The organism is Pseudomonas sp. FYR_5 (assembly GCF_043106315.1).
GTDB lineage: Bacteria > Pseudomonadota > Gammaproteobacteria > Pseudomonadales > Pseudomonadaceae > Aquipseudomonas > Aquipseudomonas putida_Y.
In genome coordinates this window covers 1-24,510 of the sequence record NZ_JBICMK010000112.1, presented here as the reverse complement: position 1 = coordinate 24,510, position 24,510 = coordinate 1, and the positions used below count along the sequence as shown (strand labels likewise).

Here is a 24,510-nt window from a genome sequence, read left to right as displayed (position 1 = left end):
GAGATCAGCCCCGCTCCAGCGCATTGACCAGGTCATGGAAGGCTTCGCGGTTGGAGTCATTCAGGCCCATGAGGATCTTGTGCGCCTCCAGCACTTTGGAACGCACCACCTCTTCACTCTGGTCCTGCGACGGCAGGTCGGTCAGGCATTCGGGGCATGGAATTGGCCGATCGACGATGTTGAACACCTGATCGAAGCCCATCGACTGCAACAACCGTGAAATGTCTGGATTGGTAGTCACCACGGTCGGCAGCAGGCCTACCTTCTGCCGCGACAGGATCGACAGCTTCGCCAGCAGGCCCAGTGTGGTGCTGTCGATACTCTCGGTTTCAGTCAGGTCGATGACAATCGCCGAGAAGTTCAGCGCAGTGAAAATCTTCTCGATCGTCGCATCCAGCGCCGAACACAGGGTCAGGCGCACTTCACCAACGAATTTCAGTACGAAGGTACCGCTCTGCTCGGCGAACTGAATTCTACCGGTACTCATTGAAGGTTCCTGCTCAACACCAATAGGGCGATATCATCCGGCATCTCCCCAAGCGTAGCCAATCCAAATCGTTGACGCAGCCCATCCAGACTGCCACCTGCTGCCTTGACGATCTCCGGCAAGGCGGCTTCTTTATCTTTGAGCGTATCACCCGGCAAAAGGTCCAGAATGCCATCGGACATCAGGCTGAGGCTGAACTGCGGGGGCAGTTCCACCACCAGGTCCTGGTAGCTGGCCTCATCGAACAGCCCCACCGGCAGGCCGCGGCCTTCCAGGTAGCGGGTGTGCTCGGGGGTGTACAGCACCGGCAGCGGCAGATGGCCGCCAACGGCGTAGGTCAGCAGGCCGGTGTCTTCGTCGATCACCCCACCCACCATGGTCACATGCTTGCCCAGCTTGCAGTTGATCAACCCACGGTTGATATGGCTAAGCACCTGCGAAGGTTTGAACTCGCGCATCTTGCCGCCACGCTTGAATTCGAACAACAGCCGCGTGGTCATGAACTTCAGCAGGACGGTGACGAACGCTGATGATGCACCATGCCCGGAAACATCGGCGAGGTAGAAGGCAATACGCCGTTCGTCCACGCGGAAGTAATCGGCAAAGTCACCCGACAGATACAGCGACGGGATGATCTGGTGCTCGAAAGCAAACTCGCCGGCTACCCAGGGGCTTTCGGGCAACATGTTCATCTGCACCTGGCGACCGGCGGTCTGGTCTTCCTGCAGCAGGTGCAGGCTGGCCTCCAGTTCGCGGTTGGCGGCTTCGAGCTTGTCGCGGTAGCGCTGGTTTTCCAGCACAAGGCGCGAGCGGTCGAGGGCGCGGCGCACCGAATGCTCGAGTACGGCCAGGTCTTCCAGCGGCTTGATGAGGTAGTCGGCGGCACCCAGGCGCAACGCTTCCACCGCATCACTCATGACGCCGGCACCGGACACCACGATCACCGGCAACTGCGGCGCACGCTCGCTGACCTGACGGATCAGTTCGAGGCCGCCCATCTGCGGCATGCGCAGATCGCAGATCACGAGGTCGGGCTGGTGTTCTTCGAAGACCTGAAGCCCCTGCTGGCCATTACCGGCCTGGAGGACGCTGAAACCACTGTCTTCAAGGTAGGCGGCGAGGCTGGCACGGACCACGTCGTCGTCATCGATGATCAGCAGCGTTGCACTGGTTTTCTGCATGTGGGCGAACGGCGCCGATTTAGGTTGGTGCAGCGGTGTCGGCAAGGCAGACGGCCAGCTACGGGGATTCTTAATGGTCACACTCTACTTGAGTTGTAGGACAAGAACACCTGCCCGGCAACTGTCAGAGGTACCTTGTAAGGCGCAGACGGTACTCCCATCCGGCAGGGGTTTCAAGCATGCTGGGGTCGACCTCGCTGCTCTTTACAGGGCAAATCACCGGGAGTTATAAGAAAGTCGACCAGCGCAACCCGACGGGAAGGATGCAGCATGCCCCACACGCCCTCCAGCCACAGCGAGAAACGCGACTTCATTCGTATGCGCATCGACACCGAGATCAGCCTTTTGCACGAAGGCCAGGTGATTACGGCGGTGTGCCTGGACCTGTCCAGCGGCGGCATGCAGGTGCAGGCGCCGCAGCGCTTTCTGGTGGGTGATCGCATTGAGGTACGGATCGACTCCGACCATCCGGCACTGAAGGGGTTGCATGCCAGTACCGAAGTGGTATGGATCGCCGACCAGCCGGGCGGGCAGCAGAAATTCGGGCTGAGGATTCTGGCCATGCATTGAACAAGGGGCCGCGTTGCGGCCCCGGGTTCACAAGTCAGAAGTCGTCTTCGACCTCGCCATCCTTCACCTTGAACTCGCGGTTCTGCAGGTAGGCGTTACGAATGAAGATGTACTTGTCACCCTGAATCAGCTTTTCGGCCGAGAGCAGGCTGGCGCGGGTGTCGATCACGTCCAGCGCAAAGATCGAGTTGCGCGTAGGCACGTGGTCGATATAGCGATAGGGTTTGGTGTAGGTGTCCGGGTACTTGGCCACGCCGTCACGCACAGTGCTTGGGCCCAGCAGCGGGATGACCACATACGGCCCGCTCGGCACCCCCCAGTAGCCCAGGGTCTGGCCAAAGTCCTCGTCGTTGCGCTGCAGGCCCATCTTGGTCCCCACATCGAAGAAGCCACCCAGGCCGAAGGTGGTGTTGACGATCAACCGCGCCGTATCCACGCCCGCCGCATGCGGCTTGAGTTGCAACACGTTGTTGGCCAGGTTGGTCACGTCACCCAGGTTGCGAAAGATGTTGTGGATGCCATCTTCGAGGAACTGGGGAGTGACCGCCTGGTAGCCCTTGGCCAATGGTTTGAGGGCATAGGTGTCGAGGGTATCGTTGAAGCGGAAGATCGGGCGGTTGACCGCTTCCCAGGGATCTTCCTCGGTGGCGGCCTGGGTGGCAGCCACGGGCGCCAGCAGCATGCTGGCGCAGACACAGGCCTGGGTGACTCGTTCGATCACACTGGCACCGATCCTACGCATAGATGTTTCTCCATCGAATTTCTCGGCCGCAAGCGCAACAGGTCGCGCTGCTATCAAGGCGGCAGTATAGAGACTTGCGGGCTGATAAACAGCCTTACACATTTTTGCTCAATATTTTGTGAACAACTGTTGCACAGCGGGCGGTGTCACAGGACGGTAACAATCAACGCATAGCCTGCGAACTATTTGGGGGAAGTTGCCATGGACACTGCGCCTGCCTTCACTGCTGTACTGTTCGGCTTGCGCGGCTGCCTGGTGCAGGCCGCCAATGGCGCTCCCTCCCCCGCCCCCGGCGCCCTGGCCACGCTTGCCAGCCTGCGTCAGCGCCAAGTGCCGTGCATCTGGCTGGATGACCTCAATACCACGCAAAGCGAGCACCTGGCCCATGTGCTGCCCGACTGGCTGCCAGGGCATGCGGTCAACGGCGTGCCCTGGCCAGCGCCAAACGCTTGCTGGCAGGCACTGATGGCGCTGGACAGCGAGCGCCTGGATGGCTGCGTATTGGTCAGCGGCGACCCGCGCCTGCTGCAGTCTGGCCTTAACGCCGGCTTGTGGACGATAGGCCTGGCCGCCTGCAGCCCGTTATGCGACCGCACGTCTGCACAATGGCAAGCCCTGGGCCCGCAAGAGCAGGATCTGGCACGCAGCAAGGCGACGCTGGCGCTGTTCAGCCTGGGCGTGCACTCGGTGATCGACCATCTGGAAGCGCTGGACACCTGCCTGCAGGACATCGCCCAGCGCCGACGCAAGGGTGAAAAACCCTGATACAGCAGCCTTGACGCGGATCATGCAAATCGGCAGCAGGTAGATTACCCTGAAGACAGGCCAGAACCTTTGCCACGTCGCCGAGGTCCATGGCTTGCCAAGCCATTGATGGAGAATAACCAATGCCTGCCCGCGAATTGCAAGAGCGCCTGAACAGCTTGCGCGAGCAACTGGACCGCAACGTACCGCTTTCGGAAGAAGAGCTGGCTGCCCTGCACGAAGAGGCGCGCCAGATCGAGGCGCAACTGAAACTTGAAGAAGCCACGCCAGACAACAACCTGGTGGACGGCGTGAACCTGGCGATCGAACGCTTCGAGGCCGACCACCCCGACCTCACAGCCACCCTGCGCAGCATTGCCAACTCGCTGCACAGCATGGGGATCTGAAATAACGGGGGCCGCAAAGCGGCCCCTGTATTACTGCCGAACCAGGCGCTTGTTATCCGGGCTGATCGCCCCGGTGCTGCGGTACGGGTTGATATCCAGCCCACCGCGGCGCACATAGCGCGCATAGACCGTCAGGTGCTCCGGCTGCAGCAGATTCTTCAAGTCCAGGTAAATCCGTTCCACACACTGCTCATGGAAGTCGGCATGTTGGCGGAAGCTGATCAGATAGGTCAGCAGACTGGCGTGGTCCAGTGCCCGCCCCTTGTACTCGACCACCACGCTGCCCCAATCCGGCTGGCCGGTGACCGGGCAGTTGGACTTCAGCAGATGGCTGTGCAGGGTTTCTTCCACCATCCGCTCCGGGTTGCAGCGCAACAGCTCTGGCTGTGGCTGCTCGTAGTTGCTGATGGCCACGTCCAGTGCATCGATGCACTGCCCCGGCAAAGCCACCACACCCTGGGCTTCAACCTCGGCCAACGTGCGAACCTTCACCCCCACCGGCTTGCCGGCAGCGGCGGACAGGTCTTTTTGCAGGCATGCCTGCAACTCGCCCAGCGAGGCGAACACCGTCTGGTTCAGCGAGTTGAGGTACAGCTTGAATGACTTGGACTCGATGATGTTTGGCGAGTCAGCCGGGATGGCGAACTCGCCGATCGCCACCACCGGCTTGCCCGAAGGCAGCAGCCAGCTCAGCTCGAAGCAGTTCCAGTAATCCACCCCCTGCCAGGGCAAGGTCTGTGCAGTAACGCCCAGCTCGGCCCACTTGGCAGTACGCGGGATCGGGAACAGCTGCTCCGGGGAGTAGGTGGCGATGTATTCGCTGGACTTGCCCAGCGGGGAATGTTCGGCAGCGGGATGCATGGAAACTGACCTAGAGGTTCGGATTTACCTCTAGTCTAACGGTTTTGCACCCCGCCTTGCAGGGCCAGTCACTCAATGGTCAATGCCCCGACCATACCCGCCTGGTAATGCCCCGGCACGTTGCAGGCAAACTCGATGGGTGCCGACTGACGGAAGGTCCAGGTCAGCTCGGCGCGCTGGCCGGGCATGACCAGCACGGTATTGCCAGCCCCGTGACCATGGCCGTCACCGTGGTTCATCATCTTGCCGTGATCCATGCCTTCGTGGTTCATGGCCTGGGTGAACATCTTGCCTTGCATGGCGACCATTTCCTTCTGGTGTTCGGCATGCATGGCCTTGTCGCCCAGGTTGAATTCGTGCGGCAGTTTGCCCTCATTGACCAGCACGAAGCGCACTGTCTCGCCGGCTTTTACCTGCAGGCTTTTGGGCTCGAAGGCGATGTCCTTGAGCACCACGTTGACCGTACGGGTGGCCTTGGCCGCCGGGGCAGGCTCGCCAAAGGCGAAGGTCTGCGCCTGGCCAGCAACAGCCGGCAGGCTACCCAGGGCAAGGGTGGCGGCAATGAGCAGGTGTTTCATGATGACTCCGGGTTACACAATCGGGATGAAGCCACGTTAGCCGGGGGCGACTGGCAGCTACCTGACAGGCACATTACAACTTTGTCAGCTTGGGCGAGCGGGCACATCGTCACGTATCATTTCAGCCATCACATTGCTCCTGTGCTAGCAGGGTAAAACAACGCCCATTGGCTACGCTAACTTTCAGATTATGGACAGTGCATGAAACTGCTGATCGTCGAAGACCAGGCCCGCACCGGCCAGTACCTGAGCCAAGGCCTGAGCGAGGCCGGCTTTGCCACCGAGTTGGCTACCGATGGCGAGACCGGCCAGTTCCTCGCCCTGACTGGCGACCACGACCTGCTGATCCTCGACGTGATGCTGCCCGGCCGCGACGGCTGGCAGATCCTTCAGGCCGTGCGCCAGGCTGGCCTGGATACCCCAGTGCTGTTCCTGACCGCCCGCGACGCCGTCGAGGATCGTGTGCATGGTCTGGAACTGGGCGCCGACGATTATCTGGTCAAGCCGTTCGCCTTTTCCGAACTGCTGGCCCGGGTACGCAGCCTGCTGCGCCGAGGCACCAGCCCGAGCCAGGACACCACCCTGTGCCTGGCCGACCTGCGTCTGGACCTGATCCGCCGCCGTGCCGAGCGTGCCGGGCTGCGCATCGACCTGACCGCCAAGGAGTTTTCACTCCTTGAACTGCTGCTGCGCCGCCAGGGCGAGGTGCTGCCAAAATCGCTGATCGCCTCGCAGGTATGGGACATGAACTTCGACAGCGACACCAACGTGATCGAAGTGGCCATCCGCCGCCTGCGCCTGAAGATCGACGACCCACACCCCAACAAGCTGATCCACACCGTACGCGGCATGGGTTACGTACTTGAAGAGCGCACCGAGTGATGCGCCGGATTTCCCTCGGCAGCCGCCTGGCCCTGCTGTTCGCCGCCTGCACCGCCACCGTCTCGCTGGGCGCCGGCCTGTTATTCAGCCGGGCCAGCGAGCAGCACTTCATCGAGCTCGACCAACAACTGCTGGACTCGCGCCTGTCATTGTTCCGTACGCAACTGGCTGGCGTCAGCACGGCTGATGAACTCCAGGCCCGCCTGCCTGCCCTGCACGATGAACTGAGTCACCAGGCAGACCTGGCCCTGCGTATCAGCGCCAGCAATGGCGTTACCTGGTTCGAAAGCCGCAGCGGGCTGCCGCTTGCAGCGCAGGCCACCGGGCTGGCCACCCTGCATGCGCCAGGCATCGACTACCGCAGCCTGTCCGTACCCCTGATGCAGAGCGCCATGCAGTCGCCGCGACTGACCCTGTACCTCGACATCACCCACCACCAGCACTTCCTCCAAGGCATGCAACGGCTGATATGGCTGACGGTCGGCCTGTCGGCGCTAACCACCGCACTACTGGGTGCCTGGGCCGCCCGCAGCGGCCTGCGACCATTGCGGCAGATGGGCCAGGTGGCCGCCAGCGTGTCAGCGCGCTCCCTCACCACCCGTCTGCCGGTGGCGCAGATGCCCGAAGAACTGGCCGAACTGGCCAGCAGCATGAACGCGATGCTGCAGCGCCTGGACGATGCCTTCCAGCGCCTGTCAGCGTTTTCCGCCGATATCGCCCACGAGTTACGTACGCCGCTGTCCAACCTGCTGACCCACACCCAGGTCACCCTCACCCGCCCACGCAGCCTCGAAGAATACCGCGAGGCGCTGCATGGCAACCTGGAAGAACTGCAATGGATGGCGCAGATGATCAACGACATGCTGTTTCTGGCCAAGGCCGACCACGGCCTGCTGGTACCGGGCCACGCGCCTTTGGCGCTGCATGACGAGGTGGATGCGCTGCTGGAGTACTATGCGCCGCTGGCCGAAGACAGCGACGTGCAAATGCTGCGCGAGGGTGAAGCCGTGCTGCTCGGTGACCAGCATATGCTGCGCCGGGCGCTGTCCAACCTGCTGGACAACGCCATGCGCTTCACGCCGGCAGGAGGACAGATAAAGGTAACCTTGGGGCCGGGACCGACGATTAACGTGGCCAATACCGGGCTGGCTATCGACCCGGCGGCGCTACCGCGGCTGTTTGACCGGTTCTACCGGGTGGACCCGGCTCGGCGGGAAGGCAGCAGCGAGCATGCAGGGCTGGGCTTGGCGATTACCCGGTCGATCGTGCAGGCCCATGGCGGGTGCATACGGGCGGAGTGCGAGGGTGGGTGGACCCGATTCGTGATCGACTTCACTCAAGATCGGTAACCCTGGGGCGCTTTACGCCCCCAGGATCTCAGGCAAGCATCAAACCGCCAGGCCAATCGCCGGCTGCACCTGCGACGCCCGGTAGGCCGGGTAAATGGTCGCCAGGAAACTCATCACCAGGCCGGCGGTGCAGATGATCGCCACATCCCCCCACTGTAACTGCGACGGCAAGCTGCTGACGAAATACACATCCGACGTGAAGATGTGCTGCCCGCTCACCCGCTCCAGCCAACCGACAATCTGACTGACATTGAACGCCGCAATCACGCCCAGTACGCCACCAATCAGCGTGCCGACAATGCCGATCAGGCTGCCCTGGACCATGAACGTACCCATGATCTGCGCCGGCGTGGCACCCAAGGTACGCAGGATGGCAATGTCCGGCCCCTTGTCGTTCACCACCATCACCAGGGTGGCGATGATATTGAACGCCGCCACCGCGATGATCATCATCAGCAGCAGACCGATCATGGTCTTTTCCATCTTCATGGCGCTGAACAGGCTGCCCTGGGTATGCGACCAGTCATCGGCGCGGTAGGCGTCACCAAGCCCGGCAGCAATCGCCTTGGACACCTGCGGAGCGGCATACAGGTCGTGCAGCTTCAGCCGCACACCTTGCACCTGGCCTGGCGCCCAGCGTTGCATCTCGGCGGCATCCGCAACATGGATATAGGCCTGCGACCCATCCAGCTCGGCGCCGACCTTGAAGATGCCAACCACGGTGAGGCGCTGCATGCGCGGGGTGATGCCACCCGGTTCCTTGCTGATTTCCGGCACGATCAAGGTCAGCTTGTCGCCGGTATTCAGACGGAAGCGGCGTGCGGTCAGCTCGCCGATGACCACGCCGAATTCACCTGGCTGCAAGCCCTGCAGGCGGCCTTGGACGATGTGCTGGCCAACGATGGAAACCTTGCCCTCCTCGGCCGGGTCGATACCCCCCACCTGGATCGGCTGCATGGCGCCCTTGTACGACAGCATGCCTTCCATCTCGGTAATCGGCGCCACTGCCATCACCGCCGGGTTCTTCATGGCTGCATCGGCCACCTTGTGCCAATCGTCCAGCGGCTGCAGGCCAAGGATGGCGGCATGCGGCACCAGGCCGAGAATGCGCGAGCTCATTTCGCGCTGGAAGCCGTTCATCACCGACAGCACCACGATCATCGCCAGCACGCCCAGCGACAGGCCGATCATCGAAGTCATCGAGATGAACGAAATGAAGTGGTTGCGACGCTTGGCTCGGGTGTAGCGCGCGCCGATAAAGATGGGCAAGGGTCTGAACATGTACGAAATCACCCAATGAAAACAGGAAAACGGGGCAGCACCTGCCACCCCGGCAGTCGATCAGATGGCCACCAGGTGGCCATCGTCGAGCTTCAGCACACGGTCCATCTGCCGCGCCAGGTTGAGGTCGTGGGTGACCACCAGGAATGCCGTGCGCGAGGCACCGGACAGCTCCTGCATCAGCTCCTGGATGCCCTGGGCGGTATGGTGGTCGAGGTTGCCGGTCGGCTCGTCGAGCATCACCAGGCCGGGGCGGTTGACCAGCGCCCGGGCAATCGCCACGCGCTGGCGCTCGCCGCCGGACAGTTCGGCCGGCTTGTGGCTCAAGCGGTGACCCAGGCCTACCCGCTTGAGCAGCGCCTCGGCACGCTCCCGGGCCTCGGGGATGGACGTTCGGCCGATCAGCAACGGCATGCACACGTTCTCGATGGCGGTGAACTCCGGCAGCAGGTGGTGAAACTGGTAGACAAAGCCCAACTCACGATTGCGCAGCAGGCCACGGGCACGCTCGCCCAGTGCCGACAGCTCTTCGCCAGCCAGCCATACGCTGCCTTGGGTCGGCCGGTCGAGGCCGCCCAGCAGGTTGAGCAAGGTACTCTTGCCAGAGCCGGAACTGCCGACGATGGCCACCCGCTCACCGGCCTGCAGCTCCAGGTTGAGCCCGGACAGTACCTGCACCGACTCCGGGCCCTCGTCGTAGGACTTGCCCAGGTTGCGGCAACTCAGAACGGCTTTATCACTCATGCGCGACTCACTCATAACGTAGCGCCTCTGCAGGCTGGGTGCGGGCCGCACGCCAGGCCGGGTACAGGGTGGCGAAGAAACTCAGGACCAGTGCCGCACCGCAGACCATGTACACGTCCTGGGCCAGGATCTGCGACGGCAGGTAATCGATGAAGTACACGTCGGCGTTGAGGAACTTGTGCCCGATCAGTTTCTCGATGCCTGCGATCGCCGCGCTTACGTTCAGCGCCGCGAAGATCCCGACCACGGCGCCGATCAGGGTACCGATCACCCCGATCACCGTGCCCTGAACCATGAAAATGAGCATGATCTGCCCGGGCGTGGCACCCAGGGTACGCAGGATGGCGATGTCGCCGCGCTTGTCGTTCACCACCATCACCAGGGTGGAAATGATGTTGAACGCTGCCACCGCCACAATCAGCAGCAACAGCAGGCCGATCATGGCCTTTTCCATACGGATCGCCTGGTACAGGTTGCCGTGGGTACGGGTCCAGTCGCGGCTATAGAATTCCTGGTCGCCCAGCTGCTGGGCGATGCTCCAGGCTACGCGTGGCGCCTGGAACAGGTCGTCGAACTTCAGGCGCAGGCCCTGGACCTGGTCGGGCCTCCAGCGGTGCAGGCGGGACAGGTCGCTGATATTGGTCAGGCCCAGGTAGCCATCGATCTCGCCCGCGCCAACGTGGAAGGTGCCGACCACGGTGAAGCGCTTCATGCGCGGGAACATGCCGGCGGGGGTCACGCTGACCTCGGGGGCGACGAAGGTGAGCTTGTCGCCGATGGCAACGCCCAGTTTGGCCGCCGCCTTGTCGCCGATCATGATGCCCCACTCGCCCGGTGCCAACTGGTCAAGGCGGCCTTGCTGGACGAAGTTGTCGATGATCGACACCTCGCGCTCGCGAGCGGGGTCGATGCCATTGAGCAGCACCTTCTGCACCTTGCCATCATGGGTCAGCAGGCCCTGCATCTGGGTGAACGGCGCAACCGCTACCACCTGCGGATTCTGCTTTACTTGTTGGGCAAGGGCCTGCCAGTCGGCAATGGGCTGGCCGCTCTCCAGCGTGGCATGGGGAATCATGCCCAACACGCGGGTGCGCATCTCGTGGTCGAAACCGTTCATCACCGACAGCACCACGATCATCACCACCACGCCCAGGGCGAGGCCGATCATCGAGGTCAGGGAAATGAACGAGACGAAGTGATTGCGACGTTTGGCACGGGTATAACGCGTGCCGATGAATGCGAAAAGAGGTCTGAACATGTCGGGGCTTGTTCGGATGAAAGGGAACGTCCTTGTGGCGAGGCGCCTACGGCGGCTTTACACTCGGACCACCGCCGCTACCTTGGGTTCGCCATGACGACATTAGACGAAGAAGATCGCCGCGAATACTACCGCATCGAAGATCGGATCGCACTTCAAATAAGCCCCCTTAGCGCGGCCGAAGCCCTCGAGCCAGATGTGTTGCAAGATGATTCGCCGTTATTCAACCTGCTCAGCGAGCTGCACCTGTCCGACTTCGAGTCGCAACACCTGTTGCGCCAGCTGAGCGACAAGGACCGCACCCTCGCCGCCTTCCTGCGAGCACAGAGCAAGCGCCTCGACTTGCTCAGCGCGGTGGTTGCGCAAACCCTGCTTGGCGAAGTCGGCGAGCCACTACCGGTGGTCATTTCCGAAGGCGGCATCGAATCCGTCCAAGCCACACCGATTGCCCCCGGTACCCGGGTGAAAGTGAAAATGGTGCTGATGCCGCGCGCCCATGGCCTGCTGCTGCGCGGCAGAGTCAGCCATTGCGACCCTCGCCCGGAGGGCGGCTTCGAGGTCGGCACCGAGTTCATCGACATGACCGACGCCCAACGACAACTGCTGGCCCGTTACATCCTGCAGCGCCAGCAACAACAACGGCGCCAGCAGCTGGAACTGAACGACCCCGCCTCCTGAGCCAATTTTTCCCTGATTTGAAGGAACGAACGTGACCCTGATCTACGGCCATCGCGGCGCCAAGGGCGAAGCACCCGAGAACACCCTGAAAAGCTTTCAGCAATGCCTGGCACATGGCGTGACCCGCTGCGAGCTGGACCTGCACCTGTCATCCGACAACGAACTGATGGTCATCCACGACCCCACCCTCAAGCGCACCACTGGCCGGCGCGGCAAAGTAGTCGAGCACCCGGCCGCCGAACTGGTCATGATCGATGCCCGCAAAGGCGGCCCGGGCCATGTGCAGCCCTGCCCGATCCCGAAACTGGAAGAGCTGTTCAAAAAATGCCCGTTCGAGCACTGGCAGCTGGAAGTGAAAAGCGCCTCGCGCACCCGTGCGGCTACCACTGTCCTGGCGATCCGTGAACTGGCCCAGCAATATGGCCTGCTGGACAAGGTGACCATCACCTCCAGTTCACGCGAAGTACTGGGCGCCGCCCTGGAACTGGTGCCAGACGTGAAGCGCGGGCTGGTGGCCGAATACGCCTGGCTCGACCCGCTGAAGGTGGCACATAACTATGGCTGCGAGCTGCTGGCATTGAACTGGACACTGTGCACCCCCGAGCGCCTGCTCAAAGCACAGGGCCAGGGTTTGCATGTGTCGGTGTGGACGGTCAACGAGCCGGCACTGATGCGCCGGCTGGCTGACTTTGGTGTGGACAGCCTGATTACAGACTTTCCCGGTTTGGCCAAGACCACCCTCGGGTAGGGTTGAAATCGGTCTCTCCGACCGGCTCAGGCCACCGGTCGGAGCCGCTCAAAAAAGCCGGTTCAGGCCGTCATAGGCAGCTACCCGATAGGCTTCGGCCATGGTCGGGTAGTTGAACGTGGTGTTGACGAAGTACTTCAGGTTGTTGTGCTCACCTGGCTGGTTCATGATCGCCTGGCCAATGTGGACAATTTCCGAAGCCTGGTAGCCGAAGCAATGCACGCCGAGGATTTCCAGGGTTTCGCGGTGGAACAGGATCTTCAGCATACCCTGCGGCTCGCCGGCGATCTGCGCACGCGCCATGCCCTTGAAGAAGGCCTTGCCCACTTCGTACGGTACCTTGGCCTGGGTCAGTTCCTGCTCGTTCTTGCCGATCGAGCTGATCTCCGGAATGGTGTAGATACCGGTCGGCACGTCGTTGACGAAGCGCCAGCTGCCATTGTCGACAATGCTGCCAGCGGCCGACCGGCCCTGGTCATGGGCCGCACTGGCCAGGCTTGGCCAGCCGATCACGTCACCGGCGCCATAGATGTTCGGCACGGCGGTGCGGTAGGCCTCGTCGACCTCGATCTGGCCGCGACTGTTCACCTTGATGCCGATGTTTTCCAGGCCCAGCTTGTCGGTGTTGCCGGTACGACCGTTGCACCACAGCAAGGCGTCGGCCTTGATCTTCTTGCCCGACTTGAGGTGCAGGATCACCCCGTTATCCAAACCTTCGACGCGCTCATACTCTTCGTTGTGACGCACGGTGATGTTGTTGTTGCTGAAGTGGTAGCTCAGTGCCTGGGAAATTTCCGAATCGAGGAAGCTCAGCAGTTGGCCACGGTTGTCGACCAGCTCGACCAATACGCCCAGGCCACTGAAGATCGAAGCGTATTCGCAACCGATCACGCCGGCACCGTACACGATCAGCTTGCGCGGGGTATGGCTGAGGCTGAGGATGGTGTCGCTGTCGTAGACGCGCGGGTGGTGGAAGTCGATGTCGGCCGGGCGGTAGGGGCGCGAACCAGTCGCGATGATGATGTGCTTGGCGTTGAGTTTCTCGACCACCCCGTTCGGGCACACCACTTCCACGGTTTGCTCGTCGGCGAAGCTGCCGGTGCCGAAGAACACGTCGACGCGGTTACGGGCATAGTAGCCAGTGCGCGATGCCACCTGCTTGGCGATGACCTTCTCGGCGCTTTTCAGCACGTCCGGGAACGAGAACCAGCGTGGCTCACCGATGGCACGAAACATCGGGTTGGTGTTGAACTGCATGATCTGCCGCACCGAGTGACGCAGTGCCTTGGACGGAATGGTACCCAGATGGGTGCAGTTGCCACCGACCTGGCGACGGTCATCGACCATCGCTACCTTGCGCCCTGCTTTGGCGGCGTTCATTGCCGCGCCTTCACCGGCCGGGCCGGAACCCAGCACCACTACGTCGTAGTTGTAGACAGCCATGCGTACTCCTTCAGAACTGGCCCGCAAGCCACGGTCGCTCGCGGGGCACGATCATGCCGCCGGGGCGCCATGAGAAAATTCGGGTGCAGTCTAATCAACCCTGAACGCCGCGCACATTAACCCTTGGTCGCGTCGTAGGCCAATTTCGCCCGCACTACATATGCTTCACCCATTCCCTGGCGGCAATCATCCCTGCTTGTGCTTTCACTGGCCTTTCACTGCCCGTTCGAACGCGGGCGTAGCTCGGGAGACGAAGCCACCCTCCGCCCGAGTCACCAAAACCGCCGCCAGGTCATGCGCCACGGCAAAATCCCAGCCTCGCTGCGGCCCCAGGATGAGCAGCAGCGTCGAATAGCCGTCGGCCTGCAGTGCTGAGGCGTCCAGCACAGTAACGGCCGCCAGGTCATGCTCGACCGGTCGCCCGAGGCGGGCATCGAAGGTGTGCGAATAGCGCCGGCCATTCTGCTCGAAATAGTGCCGATAGTCACCCGAGGTTGATACTGAAAGGCTATTGACCGGGATGATCTGGCGGGCGACCTGCCGGTCTTCGCGGGGCAGTTCCAGGGCAATGCGCCAAGGGCCGCCGTCAGGCTTGCGGCCAACCGCCTTCAACTCGCCAGTGACCTCGGCAACAAAACTGCTGACACCCATGGCCTGCAGGCGCGCAGCGATCAAGTCGACAGCATGGCCGGCGACGATGCTGTTGAAGTCGAGCTGCACCGGGGCATCCTTGCACAGGGCTCGACCTTTGACGCGCAGGTGCTGGTAACCCACACGCCGGCGTACCTGGGCCAGTGCCTGTGGTTCGGGCACCTGCTCGTGACGGGCCTGAGGGCCGAAGCCCCACAGGTCGAGCAAAGGCTCCACCGTGAGATCGAAAGCGCCATCGCTCTGTTCGGCAAGGTGCTGGCCGAGGCTGACCAATTCAAGCATATCGGGCGGCAGGGCCAGGCACTGGCCGGCGGGTAACCGGTTGAACTGGCTGACGATGGAATCGCCGCGGTAGGTCGAGTAGTGGTGGTCGATGTCATGCAGGATGGTTTCAACCGCCCTCTGCACCTGTGCTGGCACCGGACCACCAGGCTCGCGGACGTACTGGATGCTGTAGCTGCTGCCCATGGTCGGGCCACCCAGGCGCTCCAGGGTGGGGCCCTGATTGCAGGCGGTGAGTAGCAGCAGAATGAACAGTAGGGCTGTGCGCACAGTAGGGTTTCTCGGTTGCCGGTGCTGGCCTCTTCGCGGGTAAACCCGCTCCTACAGGGGCAGTGATAATCCTGTAGGAGCGGGTTTACCCGCGAAAGGGCCAGCACTGACAACACACATTCAGAATAAAAAAAACGGGAACCCGAAGGTTCCCGTTTTTTCATTGCCTTACAAGCGAATCAGCGTGGAAACGCTGGCGGGTTCACACCGGCCATGTCTTCCATCACACGAACCACCTGGCAGCTATAACCGAATTCGTTGTCGTACCAGACGTACAGAACAACGCGGTTGTCGTTGGCGATGGTCGCCTCTGCGTCAACCACACCGGCGTGGCGCGAGCCCACGAAGTCGGTCGAAACCACTTCCTGCGAAGCCACGTAGTCGATCTGCTTGTGCAGCTCCGAGTGCATGGCGGTCTGGCGCAGGTACTCGTTGATCTCGTCGCGGGTGGTGGCCTTTTCCAGGTTCAGGTTCAGGATGGCCATCGAAACGTTCGGCGTCGGGACACGAATGGCGTTGCCGGTCAGCTTGCCCTTCAGCACTGGCAGTGCCTTGGCAGCAGCGGTGGCGGCGCCGGTTTCGGTGATTACCATGTTCAGCGGCGCGGCACGGCCACGGCGGCTGCCCTTGTGGAAGTTGTCGATCAGGTTCTGGTCGTTGGTGAACGAGTGAACGGTTTCGACGTGGCCGTTGACGATGCCGTACTGATCGTTGATGGCCTTGAGCACCGGCACGATGGCGTTGGTGGTGCAGGAGGCCGCCGAGATGATCTTGTCATCGGCAGTGATGTCACCGTGGTTGATTCCGTGCACGATGTTCTTCAGCGCGCCCTTGCCAGGTGCGGTGAGGATCACGCGGGCAGCACCCGGGCAGGCCAGGTGCTGGCCCAGGCCGTCGGCGTCACGCCAGACACCGGTGTTGTCGACGATAAGCGCATTGTCGATGCCGTACTGGGTGTAGTCGACTTCGCTCGGGTTCTTGGCGTAGATAACCTGGATCAGGTTGCCGTTGGCAGTGATGGTGTTGTTGGCTTCGTCGATGGTGATGGTGCCATCGAACGGACCGTGCACCGAGTCACGGCGCAGCAGGCTGGCACGCTTGACGAGGTCGTTTTCGGCGCCCTTGCGCACGACGATGGCACGCAGACGCAGGCCGTCACCACCACCGGTCTTCTCGATCAGGATGCGCGCCAGCAGGCGGCCGATGCGACCGAAACCGTACAGGACAACGTCGGTGCCTTTGCGCGCCGACGCGTTCTGCTGGCCAACCACGTCGGCCAGCTCTTCACGGACGAACTGCTCGGCAGTGCGGCCATTGCCTTCCTGCTTGAACTTGTTGGCCAGCTTGCCCAGGTCGACCGATGCGGCGCCCAGTTTCAGCTCGCTCATGGCCTTGAGCAGGGGGAATGTCTCGTGGACGGACAGTTCGGTTTCGTCGGTTTGGCGGTGGCGCGCAAAGCGGTGCGCCTTGAGGATCGAGATAACCGAACGGTTGATCAGGCTGCGGCCATAAATCGAGCTCACCACGTTGTTATTGCGGTAGAGCTGACCGATAAGCGGGATCATCGCTTCAGCCAGGGCTTCACGATCAATCCACTCACCAAGACACTGGTCGGGCTTCTGAGTCACGGGAACCTTCCACATGTAGGGACAGAAAAAAGGGGCTACATTATGACGCCCCAACGCGGAACCGGCAATGAGTGCCTGTCGCAGCGACGCAAGCCAGTGCTCATGCCCTTTCGAGCCTGACAGCCGACACTGTCACCGGTACAATCGGTCTCTTTGCCGCAACGCTTGGAGTGCAATCTCCCGTGTCAGTTCTGCGCCTACCGCAAATGTCGGCCACGGCCGGCAAACAAACCTGGGGCAACCTGCCCGGTGCCGCCCTCAGCCTTGCCATCGCCGAAGCCGCCAGCAGCGCTGGCCGCTTCACCCTGCTGCTGACGGCCGACAGCCAGGCCGCCGACCGTCTGGAGCAGGAGCTGCGCTTCTTTGCCCCGGACCTGCCCGTGCTGCCGTTCCCCGATTGGGAAACCCTGCCCTACGACCTGTTCTCGCCGCACCAGGACATCATCTCCCAGCGCATCGCCAGCCTGTACCGCTTGCCGGAGCTGAGCCACGGCATCCTCGTGGTGCCGATCACCACCGCCCTGCACCGCCTGGCGCCCACGCGCTTTCTGCTGGGCAGCAGCCTGGTGCTGGATGTGGGCCAGACCATCGACGTGGAGCAGATGCGCACGCGCCTGGAGGCCAGCGGCTATCGTTGTGTCGACACCGTCTACGAGCATGGCGAGTTCGCCGTGCGCGGTGCACTGATCGACCTGTTCCCGATGGGCAGCAAACTGCCCTATCGCATCGACCTGTTCGATAACGAGATCGAGACGCTGCGCACCTTCGACCCCGAGACCCAGCGCTCGATCGACAAGGTGGATTCGGTGCGCCTGCTGCCAGCACGCGAATTCCCGATGCAGAAGGAAGAAGTGACCCGCTTCAAGGCACGTTTTCGCGAGCGCTTCGACGTCGACTTCCGCCGCAGTGCAATCTTCCAGGACCTGGCCAGCGGCATCATCCCCGCCGGTATCGAGTACTACCTGCCGCTGTTCTTCGAAGAAACCTCGACCCTGTTCGACTACCTGCCGACCGACACCCAGGTGTTCTCGCTACCCGGTGTGGAACAGGCCGCCGAGCACTTCTGGAACGACGTGCGCGGGCGTTATGAAGACCGCCGCGGCGACCTCAGCCGGCCGCTGTTGCCGCCGGCCGAGCTGTTCCTGCCGGTGGAAGATTGCTTCGCCCAGCTCAAGCAGTGGCCCCGGGTGGTGGTCAGCAGCGAAGCGCTCGACCCTGGCGCGGGCCGCGAGCGCTTCCCGGCGCGCGCCCTGCCCAACCTGGCCATCGAGGCCAAGGCCAACCAGCCGCTGGCCGAGCTGGCCAACTTCCTCGACCAGTTCCCCGGCCGCGTACTGTTCACGGCCGAATCAGCAGGCCGTCGTGAAGTGCTGCTGGAGCTGCTCGAACGGCTGAAGCTGCGCCCACAGACCGTCGAAGGCTGGGACGATTTCATTACCGGTGCCGAGCGCCTGGCGATCACCATCGCCCCGCTGGACGACGGCCTGCTGCTGGACGACCCAGGCCTGGCCCTGATTGCCGAAAGCCCACTGTTCGGCCAGCGGGTGATGCAGCGCCGGCGCCGTGACAAGCGCGGCGAAACCGCCAACGACGCGGTCATCAAGAACCTCACCGAGCTGCGCGAAGGTGCGCCGGTGGTGCACATCGACCATGGCGTCGGCCGCTATCTGGGCCTGGCCACCCTGGAAATCGACGGCCAGGCCGCCGAATTCCTGACGCTGGAATACGCCGAAAACGCCAAGCTGTATGTGCCGGTGGCCAACCTGCACCTGATCGCCCGCTACACCGGCAGCGACGACGCCCTGGCACCGCTGCACCGGTTGGGTTCGGAGGCCTGGCAGAAGGCCAAGCGCAAGGCCGCCGAACAGGTCCGCGACGTGGCCGCCGAACTGCTCGACATCTATGCTCGCCGCGCCGCACGCAAGGGCTACGCGTTTGCCGACCCGTCCGTCGACTACGCCACCTTCAGCGCCGGCTTCCCGTTCGAGGAAACCCCGGATCAGCAGGCCGCCATCGAGGCCGTGCGCGCCGATATGCTGGCACCCAAGCCAATGGACCGCCTGGTCTGCGGCGACGTGGGCTTCGGCAAGACCGAAGTGGCCATGCGCGCAGCGTTCATCGCCGTGCACAGTGGCCGTCAGGTGGCCGTACTGGTGCCCACCACCCTGCTTGCCCAGCAGCATTACAACAGCTTCCGCGACCGCTTTGCCGACTGGCCCGTGACCGTGGAAGTGATGAGCCGCTTCAAGTCGGCCAAGGAAGTGGCCGCCGCCGCCGCGGACCTTGCCGAAGGCAAGATCGACATCCTTATCGGCACCCACAAGCTGTTGCAGGACGACGTGCGTTTCAAAGACCTGGGCCTGGCCATCATCGATGAAGAGCACCGCTTTGGCGTGCGCCAGAAAGAACAATTGAAGGCGCTGCGCAGTGAGGTCGACATCCTCACCCTGACTGCCACGCCGATTCCGCGCACGCTGAACATGGCGGTGGCGGGCATGCGCGACCTGTCGATCATCGCCACACCGCCAGCACGCCGCCTGTCGGTGCGCACCTTCGTCATGGAGCAGAACAAGAGCACGGTCAAGGAGGCGCTGCTGCGCGAACTGTTGCGCGGTGGCCAGGTGTACTACCTGCACAACGATGTGAAAACCATCGAAAAATGCGCCGCCGACCTTGCCGAACTGGTGCCTGAGGCACGCATCGGCATCGGCCACGGGCAAATGCGCGAACGCGAGCTGGAACAGGTGATGAGCGATTTCTACCACAAGCGCTTCAACGTGCTGGTGGCCTCGACCATTATCGAAACCGGTATCGACGTGCCCAGCGCCAACACCATCGTCATCGAGCGCGCCGACAAGTTCGGCCTGGCCCAGCTGCACCAGCTGCGTGGCCGGGTTGGCCGCAGCCACCACCAGGCTTACGCCTACCTGCTCACACCTACCCGTCAGAAGGTCAGCGCCGACGCCGAAAAGCGCCTGGAGGCAATCGCCAACACGCAAGACCTGGGCGCAGGCTTCGTGCTGGCCACCAACGACCTGGAAATCCGCGGGGCCGGCGAGCTGCTGGGCGAAGGCCAGAGCGGGCAGATCCAGGCGGTGGGCTTCACCCTGTACATGGAAATGCTCGAGCGTGCGGTCAAGGCAATCCGTAAAGGTACCCAGCCGAACCTTGAGCAGCCACTGGGCGGCGGCCCGGAGATCAACCTGCGCCTGCCGGCACTGATCCCCGAAGACTACCTGCCTGACGTGCATGCGCGCCTGATCCTGTACAAACGCATTGCCTCGGCTGCCGACGAGGAAGGCCTCAAGGACCTGCAGGTCGAGATGATCGACCGCTTCGGCTTGCTGCCGGAGCCGACCAAGAACCTGATGCGCCTGACGTCGCTCAAGCTGCACGCGGAAAAGCTCGGCATCAAGAAAGTCGATGCGGGGCCCAACGGTGGCAAGCTCGAGTTCGAAGCCGAAACCCCGGTCGACCCACTGACCCTGATCAAGCTGATCCAGGGCCAGCCCAAACGTTACAAGTTCGAAGGCGCTACCCAGTTCCGCTTCCTGGTACCGATGGAGCGCCCCGACGAACGTTTCAATACCCTGGAGGCGCTGTTCGAGCGCCTGACCCCACAGCCTGCCTAAGGAAGACCCATGCGTGCCATCCGTTGCCTGACCCTGCTGCTGGCGCTGTTCGCCCCGGCTGCCTTCGGCGAAGGCCTGTATCAGGTAGAAATGATTCTGGTGCGGCAGAACAGCGTGCCCGCCTTCACCAGCCCGTTCGCCCCCGAAGACTGGAGCGCTGGCGCCCCACGCCTGAGCAAAGACGCCGAGCACCGCCTGGCACTGGAAGATGAAGCCACCCGCCTGGCAGCCACCGCCGACTACACCGTGCTCATGCACAAAGCCTGGCAGCAGCAGGTGGGCAGCGAACCCAGCCGCATCGCCGTGGGCGAAGGCACCGAACAGTTCGGGCACTTCCCTATCGAAGGCAACCTGAGCATCGCTGAAGGCCGCTTCATCACAGTCGAGGCCAACTTCTGGGTCAACCAGCTGGATGGCAACGGCAACGTGCTGCAAAGCGAGCAGTTCAGGCAGAGCAACAGCAACGTCAAGGGCGGCCAGCTGACCTTTCTCGACGGTGGGCACCTGGCAGTGCTGCTGAAGGTGACACCACCGGGCACGCCGAAAATGCCAGTGATGGACCCGGAGATGATGGAGCAGTAAGCCCATGAAGCACGATGCTGCCGAGATGGTGAACGCCTATCCGAACTGGATTCAATCATTCAGCAAGGCCACCCTGCAGCGCGGTGAGCGCTATGCCGAGGAAGGCAGGGTCGAACTGGAAGGCATTCATGGGCAGAGCATAACGGCCAATTGCCAGGGAAGCGGCAACAACCACTACCGGCAACACATCGAGTTGCACGTTGCGGGCGGCCGGTGCCATGTGCGCGGCGAATGCGATTGCCCGGTACGACACAACTGCAAGCATTGCGCCGCTGCACTTTTCTGCGTGAGCGACCGCTTTTCCAACAGTGAGGTAACGCAAGCCAACCCGGGCACCTTGTCCGCCGAACTGCAGCACTGGTTGAGCGGCCTGGAGCAGGCCCCGCCCAAAGCCGACGCTACCGAAGACAAGCGTGGACGCATGGTGTGCTATCAGCTCCAGCTCACCGACGATGCCGGCTGCGCCCTGCTTGTCCGCAAGGGCACGCGTACGGAGGATGGCATCCGCTTCAGCCGCGTCCAGTCACTTTACGATTTTCTCTACGAGCCACCGCGCTTCGTAACAGACGAAGACACCCGCATTCTGCGTCTGCTCTCGGCCCTGAATCAGGGTGGCGGCCAGGATCGCGGCTACAGGCTGAAGGGCCACGAAGGTGGCGAGTTGTTCCAGCGCGCCCTCGAAACCGGGCGAATGTTCTTCGATACCGACTTCCCCCTGCTTCACGAAGGCCCGGTGCGCCATGCCGAGTTTCGCTGGGTACGCCTGGACAACGGAAACTACCGGGGGCGGTGGTACAGCGGCGAAGAGACGCTGCGCTGCGTCATCCCGCTGCTGCCGCTTTACTACTTGAACCTGCTGACCCGTGAAGTGGGCAAGGTCGAACACAGCCTGGATCCGCACGTCGCCGTTCAGCTGACCATCGCACCCGATGTACCGGAACACCTTGTCGTACCCTTGAGCCACAAGCTCAATGCCCTCAGCCACAAGGTGCCGACGCCGACGCAAGTGCAGGAGCAACTGCTCGATAACATCCAGCCAAAGCCCCTTCTTGCTCTCGGCAGCCTTGAATACACCGCCTACATGCCAAAAACCGGTCGCATGCAGCGGCAAATGCAACATCGCGCCGCACTGGCGTTCGATTATGACGGCTTGCAGGCCAGCGGCACCGACGAAAAGCCGCTGACCCGCCTGGCGGGCAGCACCAGCCAGCGCATTCGCCGCCAGACTCAAGCCGAGCAGGCGCTGCGCCAGATGCTGCGCGATTTCGGTTTCAAACCCGCCACACGCCAGAGCAAGGCCCTACCCGACAGCGCCGGCGAAATGTACCAGTTGCCGGACGACGAAGCCTGGCTGCACTTTGCCCGCGAAGGCCTGCCGCGCCTGCGCGAAGCCGGCTGGGACATCGACATTCACCGCGACTTCGCCTTCAACCTGCAGGAGGTGGACGACTGGTATGCGACCATCAACGAAGCGCCCGGCCATGAATGGTTCGACCTGGAACTAGGCATCGTGGTCGATGGCCAGCGCCACAGCCTGCTGCCGATCGTGTTGCAACTGTTGCGCAGCAGCCCGGAGCTGCTACGCCCTAGCGAACTGGCCCGGCGCAGTGACGATGAACACCTGCTGATCGACCTCAACCGCGGCCGTCTCGATGCCCCCGCTTTGCGCGTCGCCCTGCCTTACGGCCGCATCAAGGCCGTCATGGGCACCCTGGGCGAGCTCTACTTGCATGAGGACACGGCAGGCCCGTCCCTGCGCATGGAGCGCGCCGAGGCCGCGCGCCTGAACGAAATCGAAGGCCTGCCCCTGCACTGGGAAGGTGGCGAGCATGTACGCGATCTGGGTCGCCGCCTGCGCGATGCCCGCGACCTGCAGGTAGAACCGCCCACCGGGCTGCAGGCCAGCTTGCGCCCCTATCAGCGGCAAGGCCTGAACTGGCTGCAGGCCCTGCGCGAGATGGGTACCGGCGGCATCCTCGGCGACGACATGGGCCTGGGCAAGACCCTGCAGGCCTTGGCCCATCTGCTGCTGGAGAAACAATCCGGGCGCCTGAGTACACCGGCCCTGGTGGTCATGCCAACCAGCCTCATACCCAACTGGCTGGACGAAGCCCAGCGCTTCGCGCCCGACCTGCGCGTCCTGGCACTGCATGGGCCGGGGCGCAGCAAGTACTTCACCAAGCTCCATGAGTACGATCTGGTCCTGACCACTTACGCCCTGATGCCACGCGACCTCGAACAGTTGCGCCCCCAGGCCTGGCACATGCTGATACTGGACGAGGCGCAAAACATCAAGAGCAGTAGCAGCAAGGCCGCCCTCGCCGTCTGCGAGCTACAGGCCGGCCAGCGCCTGTGCCTGACCGGCACGCCGATGGAAAACAACCTGGGCGAACTGTGGTCGATCTTCCACTTCCTGATGCCCGGCTGGCTGGGCGACCTGAAGCGCTTCAACCAGGATTACCGCAACCCGATCGAACGCCACGGTGACAGCGAGCGCATGGCCCACCTGGCCAGCCGCATCCGGCCGTTCCTGCTGCGCCGCACCAAAGAGCAGGTGGCCACCGAGCTGCCGGCCAAGACCGAGATGGTGCACTGGGTCGAGCTCAGTGATGCCCAGCGCGATACCTACGAGGCCGTGCGAGTGGCCATGGACCAGAAAGTCCGCGACGAAATCGCCCGCAATGGCGCCGCACGCAGCCAGATCGTGATCCTCGACGCGTTGCTCAAGCTGCGCCAGGTGTGCTGCGACCTGCGCCTGGTCAAGGGGGTAGAAAGCAAAGGCAACCAGGCCGACAAGGGCAAGCTGGGGGCGCTGCTGGAAATGCTCGAAGAACTGCTCAGCGAAGGGCGCCGGGTGTTGCTGTTCTCACAGTTCACCTCGATGCTGGCGCTGATCGAGCAGGAACTCGAGAAGCGCAAGATCCGCTACAGCCTGCTGACCGGTGACACTCGCGACCGTCGCACGCCAGTGCAGCAGTTCCAGCAAGGTAACAGCGAAGTGTTCCTGATCAGCCTCAAGGCGGGGGGCGTTGGCTTGAACCTGACGGCAGCGGACACCGTGATCCACTTCGACCCCTGGTGGAACCCGGCCAGCGAAAACCAGGCTACCGATCGTGCCTACCGCATCGGCCAGGACAAGCCGGTGTTCGTGTTCAAGCTGATTACCCGGGGTACGGTGGAAGAGAAGATCCAGCTGCTGCAGCAGGAAAAGGCAGCACTGGCAGCCAGCCTGCTGGACGGCGGGCAGGCTGGGCAATGGCGGCTTGGCGATGAAGAAATCGAGGCCCTGTTTGCGCCATTGCCCGGAAAGCGCGGGCGGTAGGCCAAAGGGGATAGAGCGTAGGAGCGGGTTCACCCGCGAATGGGCCGGGCCTGCTGGCCAATCTCCACCTGCCGCTCACCGTTGCCGCCGCTACCGTATTCGCGGGTAAACCCGCTCCTACAACGCAATGGGTGGTGGGCACACATCGGAGGTTGGACGCAGGCCGTCGTAGGCGCGGGTTTACCCGCGA

At 62.8% G+C, this 24,510-nt stretch carries 21 protein-coding genes; 10 read left to right on the top strand and 11 right to left on the bottom strand.

Annotated features, from left to right (window positions below):
• Positions 1 to 4 precede the first annotated feature (4 nt).
• Both rssC and rssB read right to left on the bottom strand, forming a co-directional pair.
• Positions 5 to 487: an anti-sigma factor antagonist RssC gene (gene rssC / locus ACF8RA_RS23390; RefSeq protein ID WP_021785405.1), complete on the bottom strand. Its 483-nt coding sequence runs from the start codon at positions 485 to 487 to the stop codon at positions 5 to 7.
• On the bottom strand, positions 484 to 1,668 hold the full coding sequence (rssB, locus tag ACF8RA_RS23385; protein ID WP_176684868.1) for a two-component system response regulator RssB: 1,185 nt from the start codon (positions 1,666 to 1,668) through the stop codon (positions 484 to 486). Before rssB ends, rssC begins: the two co-directional genes overlap by 4 nt.
• A 270-nt stretch (positions 1,669 to 1,938) precedes the next feature.
• On the opposite strand from rssB, the gene ACF8RA_RS23380 reads away from it, so the two are divergent.
• Positions 1,939 to 2,238, top strand: a complete 300-nt coding sequence (locus ACF8RA_RS23380; RefSeq protein WP_176684867.1) for a PilZ domain-containing protein — start codon at positions 1,939 to 1,941, stop codon at positions 2,236 to 2,238.
• A 34-nt stretch (positions 2,239 to 2,272) separates the two neighbouring features.
• Here the strand turns inward: ACF8RA_RS23380 and ACF8RA_RS23375 are convergent, their stop codons facing one another.
• Positions 2,273 to 2,980 (bottom strand): VacJ family lipoprotein, encoded by a 708-nt coding sequence (locus tag ACF8RA_RS23375; RefSeq protein ID WP_176684866.1) that lies wholly within the window; start codon positions 2,978 to 2,980, stop codon positions 2,273 to 2,275.
• A 201-nt stretch (positions 2,981 to 3,181) separates the two neighbouring features.
• Between ACF8RA_RS23375 and ACF8RA_RS23370 the strand changes: the two genes are divergently transcribed.
• Positions 3,182 to 3,745, top strand: a complete 564-nt coding sequence (locus ACF8RA_RS23370; protein ID WP_176684865.1) for a phosphonoacetaldehyde phosphonohydrolase-related protein — start codon at positions 3,182 to 3,184, stop codon at positions 3,743 to 3,745.
• A gap of 122 nt (positions 3,746 to 3,867) precedes the next feature.
• On the top strand, positions 3,868 to 4,131 hold the full coding sequence (locus tag ACF8RA_RS23365) for a DUF4404 family protein (protein ID WP_003248815.1): 264 nt from the start codon (positions 3,868 to 3,870) through the stop codon (positions 4,129 to 4,131).
• Between the two features lie 30 nt (positions 4,132 to 4,161).
• Here the strand turns inward: ACF8RA_RS23365 and queF are convergent, their stop codons facing one another.
• Positions 4,162 to 4,992: an NADPH-dependent 7-cyano-7-deazaguanine reductase QueF gene (queF, locus tag ACF8RA_RS23360; RefSeq protein ID WP_392514856.1), complete on the bottom strand. Its 831-nt coding sequence runs from the start codon at positions 4,990 to 4,992 to the stop codon at positions 4,162 to 4,164.
• Between the two features lie 68 nt (positions 4,993 to 5,060).
• Entirely contained in the window at positions 5,061 to 5,570 is a 510-nt protein-coding gene (locus tag ACF8RA_RS23355) for a plastocyanin/azurin family copper-binding protein (RefSeq protein WP_176684863.1), read from the bottom strand.
• A gap of 201 nt (positions 5,571 to 5,771) precedes the next feature.
• On the opposite strand from ACF8RA_RS23355, the gene cinR reads away from it, so the two are divergent.
• On the top strand, positions 5,772 to 6,452 hold the full coding sequence (gene cinR / locus ACF8RA_RS23350) for a two-component system response regulator CinR (RefSeq protein WP_176684862.1): 681 nt from the start codon (positions 5,772 to 5,774) through the stop codon (positions 6,450 to 6,452).
• A complete protein-coding gene (cinS, locus tag ACF8RA_RS23345; RefSeq protein ID WP_176684861.1) occupies positions 6,449 to 7,801 on the top strand; it encodes a two-component system sensor histidine kinase CinS in 1,353 nt (450 codons plus the stop codon). The genes cinR and cinS overlap by 4 nt, the downstream gene beginning before the upstream one ends.
• A 39-nt stretch (positions 7,802 to 7,840) precedes the next feature.
• Here the strand turns inward: cinS and ACF8RA_RS23340 are convergent, their stop codons facing one another.
• The 3 genes from ACF8RA_RS23340 to ACF8RA_RS23330 are packed head-to-tail and all read right to left on the bottom strand — an operon-like array spanning position 7,841 to position 11,084.
• The gene (locus tag ACF8RA_RS23340; RefSeq protein WP_176684860.1) at positions 7,841 to 9,082 is read right to left on the bottom strand and encodes a lipoprotein-releasing ABC transporter permease subunit; all 1,242 of its coding nucleotides are present in this window, start codon (positions 9,080 to 9,082) and stop codon (positions 7,841 to 7,843) included.
• Between the two features lie 60 nt (positions 9,083 to 9,142).
• Positions 9,143 to 9,826 carry a lipoprotein-releasing ABC transporter ATP-binding protein LolD gene (lolD, locus tag ACF8RA_RS23335; RefSeq protein WP_392488162.1) on the bottom strand — a complete coding sequence of 228 codons (684 nt, stop codon included), beginning with the start codon at positions 9,824 to 9,826 and terminating at the stop codon, positions 9,143 to 9,145.
• A gap of 7 nt (positions 9,827 to 9,833) precedes the next feature.
• A complete protein-coding gene (locus ACF8RA_RS23330) occupies positions 9,834 to 11,084 on the bottom strand; it encodes a lipoprotein-releasing ABC transporter permease subunit (protein ID WP_176684858.1) in 1,251 nt (416 codons plus the stop codon).
• A gap of 93 nt (positions 11,085 to 11,177) precedes the next feature.
• Between ACF8RA_RS23330 and ACF8RA_RS23325 the strand changes: the two genes are divergently transcribed.
• Positions 11,178 to 11,762 carry a PilZ domain-containing protein gene (locus ACF8RA_RS23325; protein WP_176684857.1) on the top strand — a complete coding sequence of 195 codons (585 nt, stop codon included), beginning with the start codon at positions 11,178 to 11,180 and terminating at the stop codon, positions 11,760 to 11,762.
• Positions 11,763 to 11,793: 31 nt separating this feature from the next.
• The gene (locus tag ACF8RA_RS23320) at positions 11,794 to 12,510 is read left to right on the top strand and encodes a glycerophosphodiester phosphodiesterase (RefSeq protein WP_176684856.1); all 717 of its coding nucleotides are present in this window, start codon (positions 11,794 to 11,796) and stop codon (positions 12,508 to 12,510) included.
• Between the two features lie 48 nt (positions 12,511 to 12,558).
• On the opposite strand, the gene sthA is transcribed toward ACF8RA_RS23320, so the two are convergent.
• The 3 genes from sthA to ACF8RA_RS23305 all read right to left on the bottom strand — a co-directional run bounded on the left by sthA (position 12,559) and on the right by ACF8RA_RS23305 (position 16,799).
• Entirely contained in the window at positions 12,559 to 13,953 is a 1,395-nt protein-coding gene (sthA, locus tag ACF8RA_RS23315) for a Si-specific NAD(P)(+) transhydrogenase (RefSeq protein WP_176684855.1), read from the bottom strand.
• Positions 13,954 to 14,157: 204 nt separating this feature from the next.
• Positions 14,158 to 15,156, bottom strand: a complete 999-nt coding sequence (locus tag ACF8RA_RS23310; protein ID WP_209964643.1) for an FAD:protein FMN transferase — start codon at positions 15,154 to 15,156, stop codon at positions 14,158 to 14,160.
• Positions 15,157 to 15,335: 179 nt separating this feature from the next.
• Positions 15,336 to 16,799: a glyceraldehyde-3-phosphate dehydrogenase gene (locus ACF8RA_RS23305; protein WP_176684853.1), complete on the bottom strand. Its 1,464-nt coding sequence runs from the start codon at positions 16,797 to 16,799 to the stop codon at positions 15,336 to 15,338.
• Between the two features lie 167 nt (positions 16,800 to 16,966).
• Between ACF8RA_RS23305 and mfd the strand changes: the two genes are divergently transcribed.
• From mfd to ACF8RA_RS23290, 3 genes are read left to right on the top strand one after another with little or no spacing between them, the layout of a single operon-like run.
• Positions 16,967 to 20,416, top strand: coding sequence for a transcription-repair coupling factor (gene mfd / locus ACF8RA_RS23300; RefSeq protein ID WP_176684852.1), 3,450 nt, complete (start codon positions 16,967 to 16,969; stop codon positions 20,414 to 20,416).
• A 9-nt stretch (positions 20,417 to 20,425) separates the two neighbouring features.
• Complete coding sequence (locus ACF8RA_RS23295) at positions 20,426 to 20,998, top strand: CsiV family protein (RefSeq protein WP_176684851.1); 573 nt, start codon at positions 20,426 to 20,428, stop codon at positions 20,996 to 20,998.
• A 4-nt stretch (positions 20,999 to 21,002) separates the two neighbouring features.
• Positions 21,003 to 24,320 (top strand): SNF2-related protein, encoded by a 3,318-nt coding sequence (locus ACF8RA_RS23290; protein ID WP_392519620.1) that lies wholly within the window; start codon positions 21,003 to 21,005, stop codon positions 24,318 to 24,320.
• Positions 24,321 to 24,510: the final 190 nt, after the last annotated feature.